The organism is Pantoea vagans (assembly GCF_001506165.1).
In the GTDB taxonomy this organism is placed as follows: Bacteria; Pseudomonadota; Gammaproteobacteria; order Enterobacterales; family Enterobacteriaceae; genus Pantoea; species Pantoea vagans_C.
The window spans coordinates 2,374,105-2,386,421 of record NZ_CP011427.1 but is presented as its reverse complement, the minus strand read 5'-3'; the positions used below and the strand labels follow the sequence as shown (position 1 = coordinate 2,386,421).

Genomic DNA, 12,317 nt, shown 5'->3' with positions numbered 1-12,317 from the left:
CAATGGGCTCCCGTTTTTATTTGTCCATTACTTCGAATTAATTAAACGTAATTCTGTGGTTATAGATAAAGAAAGTCATCCCGGCGAAAGTTTTTACTTCATCGGGCTCACCAAGCTGTTGACGAATGGCCGCTACACGTCGGTTAGCTTCACTGTTTGCATCTGACGTCGCAATAGCGGGAATGGATACAAACTGTCTTTCAGGTGATTGCGCAATAAACGCTGGCTGCAACCATGAGCGCAGTGTTTGCCCGCGTGAGCTGGAGAACATGATCTGATAATTATCTTCCCACAGAACGGGGGTGATATGGATTTTGTTATCTGAAAGCCAGTTAACGTTATTGGAGAGCTTCCAGAAATCACCGTAGCCAAAAGTCAGATCGTTTTGCTGCAGGAACGCGATATACGCTCTGGTTTGTGCTTCATTGTCTGCGAAGGGGCCAGTATTTTTATACCAGGAGTAGCCCGAAGAGGCTAAGAATAAGGCTAAGATGCAGCCAATAAACATATTCCCCTTAAAAGATAACCGAAGAGCAACCAGCATCATGACGAAACAAAATGCATTGACAAAGAAGCGTGCACTGCCCTCATAAGGCATATCATAACCGATGATAAACGAGGTTATGATGGCCGCGATACTGAGGAAAGCAAAGAGGGCAATAAAACGTGCCTTTTCACCTTTATTCCAGCAAATTACCATCGCATGAAGAAAGAGAGCCACCCAAAGTATCAGCGACACGGCATAGGCAATACTGTTATCGATAAAGAACAGATTCAATCCACGACCCAGGATATGCACTACCCACTCTGCATTAATGAACCACTGATCCACGGGCACAAGGGTAAAACGTTGCACAGGGATATGTAACCAGCGCGGTACTGCATGAATCATGGTGAAGATAAATGCGATCAGGAAGATTGCCGTGGCCTTTTTACTGATGGTTTTATTCCATGAGAAATAAAAATGAACCAGTAACAGCGGCAAGAAGAAGGTGGCAGCAAACCAGGGATCTGAAACGGCAGACAGTATCGATATCAAGCTATATAGCAGCACCATGCCAGTAGAACGTTTTTGCAAGTTGAAGAAGCAAAGGGTGAAAACCAGTACGCCAAAAAATTGGGTGGAATAATGTGAAAAGGGATGCGCGATAAAACCGCTGACGTAGCAATATGCGGGTAAGCACACAATCAAGATGGGCGCTAATATAAAGGTGTTTTTGCGATTTGCCCCGTTATTGACCGCCGCAATCAGTAATGGAGTAAGGAAAACAAAGAACACCGTGGATAAGGTGAGAGCAAATCGACCATCATCCGACAGCAAGGTAAAGAAGATAAAATTCACCGGATAAACGGTAAAGTACCAGTTGTCTGGGGTCGGAAGCCAGTCACGGAAGATGGAAAACCCCTCATTGAGGAAGGCACGCCAAACAATCGGGCTGTTAGCTACATCAGGCTCATACGGGAAATAACGAAAAGTTAAGAACCATGAGACTGCTAGCGTAAATAGCGTGATGGCTATCCAGGCTATTTTTTGCGAGCGTGGTGCATTTAGCATTTTGTATTCCCTTTAATACTCTTAATTAAGTAACGTGGTCTTTGTTTACTCTCAATGTAAATTCTGCCGATATATTCGCCAAGTACACCGATACCGATCAACTGCACCCCCCCAAGGAAGAGGATGGAAACCAGCAAGGAAGGGTAGCCTGCAACGGGATTTCCCCACACCAATTTATCGATAACCATCCATATGCCATAAATGAATGACAGTGCAGCGACGGTAAAGCCGATGTAAGTCCACATCCGCAGCGGGAACGTTGAGAAACTGGTCAGTCCCTCAAGAGCGAGGTTCCATAATTTCCAACCATTGAATTTTGTTGTGCCGCTGATGCGTTCCGAACGCGCATATTCAACAATCGCAGTTTCACCTTCAACCCAGCTGAGAAGACCTTTCATAAAAAGGTTTCTTTCCTGCAACTGTTTTATGTTCTCAACGGTTTCGCGCGACAGGAGTCTGAAATCACCCACGTTCTCTTCAATTTTGGGATGGCTAATCTTATTGTGAAGACGATAAAACCATTCCGCTGTTTTACGCTTGAAATTGGTGTCGCTACTTCGGTCACTGCGCTTTGCCAGCACTACCGACCAGCCTTCCTGCCATTTGGCGATCATGTCTGGGATGATCTCAATCGGATCCTGCAAATCGACGTCAATCGGGATCACCGCATCGCCGTTAGCATGTTCAAGCCCAGCCAGCAATGCCGCCTCTTTGCCAAAGTTTCTCACAAAACTGATCGCGTTAACGGCTGAGTCAGCATCTGATAACGCGTTGATAATGCGTTCGGTAGCATCTTTGCTGCCATCATTGATAAAAATTATCTCAATCTCATACTGGCTGAGTTTTTCTTTAACGGCGCGGTAAAAAATAGGTATCGCGTCCTCTTCATTGAAAACAGGGACCACCAGAGAAATTTTCACTTTTTAATCCTGAAAACGATGAAGCATGAGTAGAAAAAACCGGCCAGCAAACTTAGCAGAGAGAAGAAAATAAGCGTAACCAGCGGGTTGATGGCGAACCGGTCGGCAGCCCGACCCACTCCCAAAGCGAGTGCTCCCATAAAAACGACATAAAGCAGATATCTTAAATGGGTAGCCTGGGTATTGAAGGTCCAGCGGGCATTGGCAAAGAAAGAGAAGGTAACGGCAACGCAAAAAGCGAGGAAATTTGCCAGCGACTGCGGCGAGCCCAAGGCATATAGCAGGCCGAACAGTGCCCAATGTATGAGCGTATTGATCACTCCAATCGAAGAGTATCGCGCAAAAAGTTTTAGCATCATTGACGGTCAGTTAAATCCTGACAATAAATCGATTATTTTTGATTGCTCATCGGTGGCAAAGCTATCGCCGAATATAAGCAACAGTGAAATGAAGATAACAATCAGGGTGTTAATTGGGATAAATCTTACCAGAATTGAGGTAGGGAAAAAACTATCTGACTGGGCTGGTCGAGAAGTAGCAGACGCGGAAGCGCCTGCAAAGTCTGATTAGTGGCCGTCACTGTCATGAGAAAGTGATGATTTTTCCCGCGGCTGCGACAGCCGCCAAAAATCATGGCCAGTAGGGTGCTGATACGTTCGCAGTGAGAACTGTGGCAGGATGGCGTAAATATATTCAAAGATCGCTGATTGTGAGTTCTCATAATCGACCCACAGTACCGATGAGGTGAAACAATACACTTCGACGGGCAACCCTTCAGGTGAGGGCTTCATCGCGCGCACCACCAGGTACATGTCTTTCTTGATGTCATCACGCTGTGCCAGCCAGGCAGTCAGGTATTTTCGAAATACCGTTAGGTTGGTCATGCCATTTTCCGCAAACCAGCGATCACCGACCACGCTGCTGTCACGTCCATCCATTAACGCCGACAGCTGTTCGTTCACGCCACGCACCTGACTCATCTGTTGCACCATCTCTTGATCGACAAAGCGAATTGAGGTCTGGTCAAGATGAAAACTGCGCATGATTCGGCGTGCCCCTGAGGCGAACATCGCTTGCCAGTTGGTGTAGGTTTCGGTCAGGAAGTTTTTCGTCGGTATACGCGAAAGCGTGTTATCCCAGTTACGAATGGTGATGGTGTGCAGCGCAATGTCGATCACTTCACCGCTGAGGCCGTTATCGGGCATTTCAATCCAGTCACCCAATTGCAGAACATCATTGGATGACACCTGAATATTTGCCACCAGCGAAAGTAAAGTATGTTGAAACACCAACATCAAGACCGCTGCCACTGCACCCAGACTGGAAATAATGATCACCGGCGATTTATTCGACATGATCGCCAGAATCATGATCGCCGAGATAATGTGCACCAGGATCTTACCGACCTGAATGTAGCCCTTGATGGAGTGGTTTTTACGTTTTGATTTGCGCGAGTAGGAGTTATTAACGATCTCCAGTACTTCGGTAAAGAACAGCGAGAGGTAAATGAAGAACAGGATGCCGCAGATGGTTTTTATCGCAATCTGCAAATGTTCGGGCAAATCCGGCATAAACTGCAGCAGATAATAAACCGTGATCACCGGGATAAAGTTGGACAGCTTCTCAGAGAGACGCACATCCTTATCTAACGGTACTTGATTCTTGTGTGCGCTGAAAAACACCTTGCGCACCACTTTCACCAGTAAAAACTTACAGATTAAATGAGTAACCAGACCGGCAATCACTAACAGCAGCAGGCTAAACGGGGTAGATAACAGGGAATTGCCTTCAATAAACTTCTGGATATCACTTAAATAATTCATTTCAACCACAGGCCTGACAACGTTGGCGGGAATTCAAACATATTCCTTCCCGTGACGATAAGCGACGCGTGCGCATTCTGAGTTTCAGCTCACGAATGCGACAACGCTTTGCGTGCTGCTTCTGCCAGAAAGTGGCTGCGGCTGCTATAACGCGCATCATGACCCACAACACGATCAATCTTCTCGATTAACAGATGAGGCATGGTGATATTGATGCGCTCGGATTTACCGAGATAGCGCGTGATATCAATCTCCACGTATATCCATATTCCCGGCTGAGGAAGATTGTTCATCCACTGGTTCGAGGGCTCTGGGATCAACAGACCTTTTTCTGCCATTAATTCGAAGTGCGTGTGTAATGCGCTGTGTGCATCGTGCAGCGTCTGCTCCGGGGTGTCACCTGCAAAATAGCACCCGGTTACATCGGGGAAAAAACCGCTTGCGGAGCCATCAGCATCGATTTCTACAAAGGCGGGAAATAGCATAATCTCTCCTGCTGGGTGATGGGGCAATTAGTGCCGATTATTGAGGTTGGCGTCTTTCAGGATCTGCAGCAGGGTGCCTTTCTTAAGGTCCTTTTGCGGATGCGGCACCGTAATAAGGTGGACGAAATCAGGATGTGAGAATTGATGATGGCTACCCTTAATTCTCTCCAGAATCCATCCGTTGCGCTTCAACAGCTTTATCAACTCTGCGCTTTTCATGGCTATCCTTGAATGGGGATTATACACACGATACACACCTTTGCAATCTGATTGGCACGGCATCGAGCGTGGTGATGGCCACACTAGCCATCTCGTAAAGGGAGTTGAATACCGCAAAGTCTCTCTGTGCGAGTTTGTTTCACGGAATGTGGAGAGTCTCAGCAACACATTCAGCAAAACTTTGAAACAGTTAACACTCAGGCTTTATCAACCGTGCCTTTTGCCGGTGAAACCGTTATCTTCAGCGCTTCAGATTCTGGAGGTGGTATGCAGGGTGTCATCAAGTTTGTAAAAGGCTGGTTGCTGTTTTCGCTGCTGTGGGGTGTATTCATGTGGTTTATGTCATGGCAGGCAGAAGGTGAAGCAATCAGCATGGTGGTGGTGAAGAGCTTGTATGCGGGTCTGATTTATCAGGCGCTGATGACCATGGTGGCGCGCTACAAAGCACGGCGTACCCAAGCCTGATTGCTCACATCTGCCCACACAGCTTTGCGTGATATTGACGCTAATTTGCACTCGCTCAGGCAATCTTAGCCGACGAAATCAGAGCGGGCGGTTGAAGAGATGGGTAGCAAATTTATCGTGGCGTGGTTTTTTCTGCTGGTTTCATTCGGCAGCTGTGCACAATTACCGAATATCCCTGTGAACATCACCTTTCACCATGGTCGTCATCTGGATGTGGAAAACAACACGGCTGATGTGGCTGAAACGCCAGACGAGCATATAAAGGAACGGCAGGACGACGTAGGGCACTCTCATTCATGACGGGGCCATGATGGCCCCCGAATTCAGTTTATTTTCTTCCCAAAAGAAAACCGACAATGATGCCAATACTGGCCGCTACAGCGAGACCGGTGGCGGGATTTTCACGTACCGACTTCACCACACAATCTGCGGCATCTTGCACTGCGTAGCTGGCCTGCGCAGGGTAACGACGTGCTGCGCCACGGGCTTGATGTTTACGCGAACCGGTGACCTCACCGATTTTCTCTTCTACTGCACCCGCTGCTTCATTCAATTTTGCTTCCGCTTTTCCAGTCATAATGACTCCCTGATGGTTGTGAATGTTACGTTTCAGCGTAGTCACAGAATCTCAGTGCAGCAACTGAGAGTCAGACCAGGTTGTAACAGCGGTTTGCAGGATGTGGGAATTCTGTCCAGGCTTGAAGGGTAACCTGCGATGGCTATCATGCCAGCCAAATGGGTCCTGGGGGAACAATGAAACGCGATGTACTGAGTGAAGATGATTACGATGAAGTGTGCCGGGTCATTGGTGATGCCGTCATTGTTCTTTCCGAATGCGGCCATGAAACCAAGCGGGCGGAGATCACCGATTTATTACAGCGCACCCGCCATCATCGCGCCCATGATGAACGTGACGAACAACGCATGCTGGAACATGCGATTCGTCTGGTGAAACCTTAACGTCATCACGATATTAAGATTTGCCGCGATAGGCGGGGTACCAGGTCACTAAAAAATGGCGCAGATGGTCAAAACACCATTCAGCGTCTTCAGCCTGCTGGCAGTAATAGCGAACCGTGACTTTCTCATAGCGCATATGGCGCTGATGCAGTGGCGACCAGCCCCAATCAAGCACGGCGCGGGCATAGTTCACCAAAGTGCCACTCTGCATATTGTGTTGCTTCTCCTGGCGTCCGAGATAGAGTTCAAAAGCCTGGTCGAGACTTTGCGTCTCTTCACTGCTGCCGCTGGACAGTGCAGGGCGGAAGGCAATGTCAATAAAACCGCAAACACCGTCCTCGCGCTGTTGCCAGTCACAGGCCAGCGTCATAAACACGCCATCCTGCAAATTGACCTCTTCCAGTAAGCGACGCAAATTTTCGGAATGTTCTCCCGCTGCGATCTCATCAATCCGTTCGGTTTCTACCGTAAGGTCAAAACCACACGGATTCACCGAACCATCTGCGTTGGTGGTGGCGGGGAAGGGAAACTCGATATAGCCGTTATTATCCAGACTCTTTTCCATGATGCAGGTCCGCAGCGTGAGGAAGCCTGACAATAAACCATCTCGCACTGCTAAGCACGTTTAAGGACACGTCCAGGTAATCATGGTGTTCTGATAAGGGTTAATTAGCCTGAACTGCTTATCGGACAGTCGTTGGGCGGTGAATCCCTCGGAGGTGATGGCAGACGGCACATACTGGAATCGGTCGCTGGAGTGCAGGGTACCGCTTTTAACGGCCACACCATCCCGCGTCACCGTGAAGGCGCTAACTAAATCGAAAATACGCGCTTCCGTATGGCCCATCGACTGCCCATAAATGGTCGACACTTCGCCGGGGCAGTCGACACCTTTCGGCGTTGAACTACAGCCAGCCAGTAAAATTAAGAGGGTAAGTAACGCCGTGATTCGCAACATGATCCTGTCCTGGTTCGTTCCCTGGTTTGCAGTGGCCCATAATTGCGCACTGATACGCTGATCATAGCAGGTCTGGCGCCGCTTCCCATTTGTCATTTGCTTAATCGTTAAGCGGTAAGAATGTAAAGGGGTGACTTTGGTAGCAGATAAACGTTATTCTTGCCAGCGTTGCGCATCAGGTAAGCAAAACAAGGGCAAATCTATGAGAGAAGAAGAAGCCAGTTTAATGATTCTTCAACACGCGATCGACAAACTAGAAGCCGACAAGAAAAAGCAGGTAATGAACTGCGTAGCGGCCCTGCAAGAAGTGATGCAACGTTTCGACTCAGAAGCAGCGGGTCTGGCATTAATGCTGGTCGCTGCGCAGGTTGCGGCAGAGTAATCCCCAAGACAAACCTTTCTTCCCACCCGTTTGCGGTGGAAAATCCTTGCAATATAGCTGCTGCTCAGTCGATATCGGCTGACGCGCAGCGATTGTGCAAATTCGCATTAGTCTTTCTCCTGGTTCACTTTCCTGTGGGTTGTGCTAAACCTGAGAGTGAATCCAAAAGGAGGATGAGATGAAAAAGACACTGTTATTGATTGGTACTTTTAGCCTCGGCCTAATGCTGGCGGGTTGTGCATCTGACCATGTAATCCATACCACTGACGGGCAAACCATCGTGGCGCAAGGCAAACCGGTGGTAGATGAAGATACCGGCATGATTACTTACAAAGATATTGATGGTAAGCAACAGCAAATAAACCGTAATCAAATCAAGGATATGAATTCGGTGAACTAATGTTTTTTCCTGATTCAATCCTGACTGGCCCGCATCTGGCGGGCCATTAAACGTCACTCTGCGCCATTCTGTGTTACGCTCCTCTCCACAAAATCCCAACAAAATCATCATCTAACCGCAGTGGAGAATCCCATGAAGGCGATAGCGATTGCCGTTGGCTTAGCGGCGTGCCATATCATGCCAGCCTGGAGCGATACCGAATTTCAAATCACCTGTCCTGGACGCGCGACCATGACTGTTTCCCGTGCGGAATACGGCTTAAGCACCCTGATGTGGCCGACGCGTCACTTCCAGATAGCCGCTGGACAACAGCGCACCAGTATAAAAGGTGGGGACAAGGTGGCCATTACGCGTTTTCGTAACGGCGATCAGCTGCTTGTGAACAAGGACAATGGCGATACGTTCTTTGTCTACGCCAATAGCGATAAGCTGCTGCCGTGTAATCGCACGGAAAAACGCGATACGGAGATCCTTTCACTGGAACGCTACGACGACAGCCAACGGCCTAACTCTTAACGGTCGCCTCAGCGTTATATCAAATCAGTTGCTGCTGGCGCAGATCCAGCGGGGACTGCTCCGCCTCATCAATCGCCGCCAGCCAGCCGGGCAAGTCCACCTTTGCCCAGGAGAGATGACCGCGCGTGGTACTCATTAGCACCACATCAGGTCGCAGCGCGCGGTAAAGCTCCAGTGACTGTTGCAGCTCCATGGGATTACTTTCCGGGACCAGCACGCTGATCCAACGGTTGTAATCGCAGGTCAGGGTGTCACCTACAAACAGGTAGGTTTGTCCGAGTGGCGAGTGATAGAGAAAACTGCTGCTGCCAGGTGTATGGCCCGGCGTGGGCAGCAGATGAAAATCACCAAAGTGGGCTTCCTGTTGCGTAAAGGTCTCATCAGGTTCGATGATCAGGCTGACGGCACCCAGCGAACGGCTATGGCAATAGAGCGCGCTGTTAAAGCGCTGCTGAATCGCCACCGCGCCGGGGGCGGCTTCATGCGAGTGCGTAAGGTAATGGCGAATCACGCCACCGGCATCATTGAGAAATTCATGATCCAGCGGGTGTTCAACCCGACCAATCAGCAAGTTACCGCGCGGGTGGCGCAGCATGAAGCCATGCATCATCACATCGCTTGCGGTTTCTTCTGCGGGAAATTCCGGCGTGGAGATCCACAAATCTTCGTACAGTGGCTTCAATGTCGGTCTCCTGCGGCAAGACGTTAGCGCAATGTCGGGTGGCCGGTGAAGGCGAGTTGGGCTTCGCCATTTTCAAGCTGTAAGGTGGCGCTGGCACCCAGTGGCAGCGTGACGGTATCGGCATCGTGACCAAATGCCAAATCGCTGATCACCGGGATTTGATACTGGTCGCGGATGCGCTGCCACACGGTGGCAAAGTCGAAGCCGTTGTCATAGGCCGACAGGGCAGTACTGGTAAAACTGCCGGTAATAACTGCCTGCTGACGCGCCAAAATACCGCTTTGTTGCAGCTGAATCAGCATGCGTTCGATACGGAAAGGGTGTTCGTTGACATCTTCAATCACCAAAATCCCGCCTTCAATCTGCGGCATCCATGGTGTACCGATCAGCGAACAGATCATCGCCAGATTGCCACCCCAGAGAGTGCCTTGCCAGCGGCCCACATCAGGACTGAGGCTGCGCCAGCCTATATTGACTGTAGGTGATGTCAGCGTTTGCCAAAAGTGCGACAGGGTAAATTCAGATAATGTCTCTGCGCCGAAATTTCCCGCCAGCATCGGTCCACTGAAGGTGATCAATCCAGTTTGCGCCAGTAGGGCGAGCTGGATGGCAGTGAAATCACTGTGACCGCAGAGTGCGATCGGTTGGTTGAGTAAATGACGTTGCAGGCCAACGTAGTCAATCTGGTCAAGTAACCGTGACGCGCCATAGCCGCCGCGCACGGCAAGAACGATATCAGGCAAAGTCTCTAACACGGCCAACTGATTCATATCATTCAGACGCTGTTCATCCTCGCCGGCAAATCGCTGGAAACGGCGCGTAATTGCGGAGAGGTTTTCCAGTTGGTGGCCTTCGGCCGTTAAACGACTTACGGCGCGTTGCGCAGCATCCTGATTATGGCAATAGCCGGAAGGGGCGATCAGACGAATGGAGCGAGAGGCGAGCATAGCGTTCATCCTGATATAAAGTGGCCTGCCGATGATGGCGAAATCCGTAACTGATGTCACGACAGCACAAGGTTTTTTACTTAATTAGGATAAACGGTAATTTTGCATTGCGCTGCGCCAGGTATGATAGCTTGCGCCAATCTTATTGCGGAACCAAAAATTAGTGAAAATTCGCCTACTTATGCTATCAGCGCTGTTGCTGGCTGGCTGTGCCAGCGAGCCGGAAAAAACGGTTGTACCCGAAAAAAATACGCCGTTAACCCAGGCGCCGCCGTCGAAAGTGAATGATGCATGGTCGATGTTTACCGAAGATGCCGCCAGTCATTATGGCGTTGATGAGAAGTTAATCAGCGCCATTATTAGTGTCGAATCGGGTGGGAATCCCACTGTGACCAGCCGTTCCAATGCCGTTGGCTTGATGCAGATTAAGGCGTCGACTGCGGGCCGAGCGGTCTATCGCACTCAAGGGCGTCATGGTCAGCCAACCTCTTCTGAGCTGCGCGATCCGGCGAAGAATATTGATATTGGTGCGGCTTACCTGAAGCTGTTGCAGGACTCCGAGTTGGCAGGAATTCGCAATCCACTGACGCTGCGTTATGCCACGATTGTCTCTTATGCTAACGGGGCGGGGGCACTGCTGCGCACCTTCTCACGTAACCGTGACCGGGCTATTGCCATGATCAACGCCATGACGCCAGATGAGTTTTATCAGCACGTGCAGGATAAACATCCGGCAGCGCAGGCCCCGCGTTACTTGTGGAAAGTCACCACCGCGTACCGCACCATTGGTTAACAGGTCCTGGTGCGCATCAATGCGCACCCTACGAAAGCACACCAAACACTGTAGGGTCGCCATTTATGGCGACCAGTCAATCATCGCACGAAAGCAATAACGACCCGCCAGGCCGCATCAATCCACCAACAACCGCGCCGTGGGGTAATCCACAATCAACACTTTGACGTAGCCGCCACGCAAGGCGCCGCGAATGGCTTGCGCTTTCTCTTTGCCTCCCGCCAGCGCCACCACCTGAGAACACTGTTTCACCTGCGCCAGCTCCATGCCGATGACCGGATCTTCCTCAGCGCTCAATACCGGTTTTCCATCCGCATCAAAATAATGCAGGCAGATGTCGCCCACGGCACCGCGTTCCGCTAGCGTGCGTAACATCTCTTGATCGTAATAGTTGCCAGAATTACGCAGCAACGCAGATGGCTCCAGATCGCCAATGCCGACAATCGCTAAGTCCACCTGATCAAATTTCTCCAGCACCACCGCCACGTCGGGGTTCACCGATAGACGTTGACGATCCTGTACTGAATGCTCAATTGACTGCGAAGGCAGCAACCACGCCGGGCAATCCAGCAGCGCAGCCAGATTTTGCGTCAGAATCGTGGCCTGTACGTTGCCGTTCGCGCCCACGCCGCCCAATAATTGAATTACACCTTTGCAGGGCGCACTCAGTGGATGCAGGGCATCAACCATCGCGCGAATCGTGCCGCTCCATGACGAAATACCAATCAACTCATCCGCGCGCACACGGGTTTCCAGATAGTGCGCGGCGGCCGAGCCAATGGATTGCTTGATTTGCAACGCCGAAGCCTGATCCGGCACATCCACCACGATCACCTGCGGCAGCTGATACTGCTGCTCAATGGCTTTCTCCAGTTCGGGAAACACATTCGCGGGCGGCACCACGCTGATCTTCACCACGCCTTCTTTCACGCTGCGGTTCAGGATGCGTGAGACAAAGGATTGCGACAGCTTCAGCAAGTGTGCAATGTCGGACTGCTTCATGCCTTCCACATAATAAAGCGTGGCGATTTTCACCATCAGCCGCTGTTCGTCCTGTTTTGCCATGGTTTTTTCTCTCTCTTAAGCTGCCTGGTATTGTTAATCAGCCCGTCATAAATAACAACGCAGAACATTTTGTGATCGTTTTCGCTTTTTCAGGATCGGGTGATGGACGTGCTCGATAAGCCAGCGCATAGTCATTATGCATATAAA

19 protein-coding genes are annotated in these 12,317 nt (G+C 50.2%); 7 read left to right on the top strand and 12 right to left on the bottom strand.

Going from position 1 to position 12,317, the window contains the following annotated elements; translation table 11 throughout:
• Positions 1 to 37: 37 nt before the first annotated feature.
• From LK04_RS11130 to LK04_RS11105, 6 genes are all read right to left on the bottom strand, one after another.
• Entirely contained in the window at positions 38 to 1,555 is a 1,518-nt protein-coding gene (locus LK04_RS11130; RefSeq protein ID WP_052206033.1) for a hypothetical protein, read from the bottom strand.
• On the bottom strand, positions 1,549 to 2,475 hold the full coding sequence (locus tag LK04_RS11125) for a glycosyltransferase family 2 protein (RefSeq protein ID WP_039330636.1): 927 nt from the start codon (positions 2,473 to 2,475) through the stop codon (positions 1,549 to 1,551). The genes LK04_RS11130 and LK04_RS11125 overlap by 7 nt, the downstream gene beginning before the upstream one ends.
• A complete protein-coding gene (locus LK04_RS11120; protein WP_039330675.1) occupies positions 2,472 to 2,831 on the bottom strand; it encodes a GtrA family protein in 360 nt (119 codons plus the stop codon). Before LK04_RS11120 ends, LK04_RS11125 begins: the two co-directional genes overlap by 4 nt.
• A 210-nt stretch (positions 2,832 to 3,041) precedes the next feature.
• Positions 3,042 to 4,298 (bottom strand): mechanosensitive ion channel family protein, encoded by a 1,257-nt coding sequence (locus LK04_RS11115; protein ID WP_039330672.1) that lies wholly within the window; start codon positions 4,296 to 4,298, stop codon positions 3,042 to 3,044.
• Positions 4,299 to 4,387: 89 nt separating this feature from the next.
• Positions 4,388 to 4,783, bottom strand: a complete 396-nt coding sequence (locus LK04_RS11110) for a type II toxin-antitoxin system HicB family antitoxin (RefSeq protein ID WP_039330634.1) — start codon at positions 4,781 to 4,783, stop codon at positions 4,388 to 4,390.
• A gap of 27 nt (positions 4,784 to 4,810) precedes the next feature.
• Positions 4,811 to 5,002 (bottom strand): type II toxin-antitoxin system HicA family toxin, encoded by a 192-nt coding sequence (locus LK04_RS11105; RefSeq protein WP_039330632.1) that lies wholly within the window; start codon positions 5,000 to 5,002, stop codon positions 4,811 to 4,813.
• 267 nt (positions 5,003 to 5,269) lie between these two features.
• Here LK04_RS11105 and LK04_RS11100 point away from each other — a divergent pair, with 267 nt between their 5' ends.
• Together LK04_RS11100 and LK04_RS11095 are read left to right on the top strand one after the other, a co-directional pair.
• Positions 5,270 to 5,467 carry a DUF6404 family protein gene (locus LK04_RS11100; RefSeq protein WP_039330630.1) on the top strand — a complete coding sequence of 66 codons (198 nt, stop codon included), beginning with the start codon at positions 5,270 to 5,272 and terminating at the stop codon, positions 5,465 to 5,467.
• A 99-nt stretch (positions 5,468 to 5,566) separates the two neighbouring features.
• Positions 5,567 to 5,767 carry a hypothetical protein gene (locus LK04_RS11095; RefSeq protein WP_039330628.1) on the top strand — a complete coding sequence of 67 codons (201 nt, stop codon included), beginning with the start codon at positions 5,567 to 5,569 and terminating at the stop codon, positions 5,765 to 5,767.
• A gap of 28 nt (positions 5,768 to 5,795) precedes the next feature.
• Here LK04_RS11095 and LK04_RS11090 read toward each other — a convergent pair whose 3' ends face one another.
• Positions 5,796 to 6,044 (bottom strand): DUF883 family protein, encoded by a 249-nt coding sequence (locus LK04_RS11090; protein WP_039330626.1) that lies wholly within the window; start codon positions 6,042 to 6,044, stop codon positions 5,796 to 5,798.
• A gap of 176 nt (positions 6,045 to 6,220) precedes the next feature.
• On the opposite strand from LK04_RS11090, the gene LK04_RS11085 reads away from it, so the two are divergent.
• Complete coding sequence (locus LK04_RS11085; protein WP_034822002.1) at positions 6,221 to 6,427, top strand: DUF2767 family protein; 207 nt, start codon at positions 6,221 to 6,223, stop codon at positions 6,425 to 6,427.
• Between the two features lie 13 nt (positions 6,428 to 6,440).
• On the opposite strand, the gene LK04_RS11080 is transcribed toward LK04_RS11085, so the two are convergent.
• Together LK04_RS11080 and LK04_RS11075 are read right to left on the bottom strand one after the other, a co-directional pair.
• The gene (locus LK04_RS11080; RefSeq protein ID WP_039330617.1) at positions 6,441 to 6,992 is read right to left on the bottom strand and encodes a hypothetical protein; all 552 of its coding nucleotides are present in this window, start codon (positions 6,990 to 6,992) and stop codon (positions 6,441 to 6,443) included.
• 60 nt (positions 6,993 to 7,052) lie between these two features.
• A complete protein-coding gene (locus tag LK04_RS11075) occupies positions 7,053 to 7,385 on the bottom strand; it encodes a hypothetical protein (RefSeq protein WP_039330615.1) in 333 nt (110 codons plus the stop codon).
• A 202-nt stretch (positions 7,386 to 7,587) separates the two neighbouring features.
• Here LK04_RS11075 and LK04_RS11070 point away from each other — a divergent pair, with 202 nt between their 5' ends.
• The 3 genes from LK04_RS11070 to LK04_RS11060 all read left to right on the top strand — a co-directional run bounded on the left by LK04_RS11070 (position 7,588) and on the right by LK04_RS11060 (position 8,683).
• Entirely contained in the window at positions 7,588 to 7,767 is a 180-nt protein-coding gene (locus LK04_RS11070; protein WP_039330614.1) for a hypothetical protein, read from the top strand.
• A 178-nt stretch (positions 7,768 to 7,945) separates the two neighbouring features.
• Positions 7,946 to 8,167: a YgdI/YgdR family lipoprotein gene (locus tag LK04_RS11065; protein ID WP_039330613.1), complete on the top strand. Its 222-nt coding sequence runs from the start codon at positions 7,946 to 7,948 to the stop codon at positions 8,165 to 8,167.
• 132 nt (positions 8,168 to 8,299) lie between these two features.
• Positions 8,300 to 8,683: a hypothetical protein gene (locus LK04_RS11060; protein ID WP_039330612.1), complete on the top strand. Its 384-nt coding sequence runs from the start codon at positions 8,300 to 8,302 to the stop codon at positions 8,681 to 8,683.
• A 19-nt stretch (positions 8,684 to 8,702) separates the two neighbouring features.
• Here the strand turns inward: LK04_RS11060 and LK04_RS11055 are convergent, their stop codons facing one another.
• A complete protein-coding gene (locus LK04_RS11055; protein ID WP_039330611.1) occupies positions 8,703 to 9,365 on the bottom strand; it encodes an MBL fold metallo-hydrolase in 663 nt (220 codons plus the stop codon).
• A gap of 23 nt (positions 9,366 to 9,388) precedes the next feature.
• A complete protein-coding gene (ldcA, locus tag LK04_RS11050; protein ID WP_039330609.1) occupies positions 9,389 to 10,312 on the bottom strand; it encodes a muramoyltetrapeptide carboxypeptidase in 924 nt (307 codons plus the stop codon).
• Between the two features lie 181 nt (positions 10,313 to 10,493).
• Between ldcA and emtA the strand changes: the two genes are divergently transcribed.
• Positions 10,494 to 11,105 carry a membrane-bound lytic murein transglycosylase EmtA gene (gene emtA / locus LK04_RS11045; RefSeq protein WP_039330608.1) on the top strand — a complete coding sequence of 204 codons (612 nt, stop codon included), beginning with the start codon at positions 10,494 to 10,496 and terminating at the stop codon, positions 11,103 to 11,105.
• Between the two features lie 117 nt (positions 11,106 to 11,222).
• Here emtA and LK04_RS11040 read toward each other — a convergent pair whose 3' ends face one another.
• Positions 11,223 to 12,170 (bottom strand): sugar-binding transcriptional regulator, encoded by a 948-nt coding sequence (locus tag LK04_RS11040; protein ID WP_039330607.1) that lies wholly within the window; start codon positions 12,168 to 12,170, stop codon positions 11,223 to 11,225.
• Positions 12,171 to 12,317: the final 147 nt, after the last annotated feature.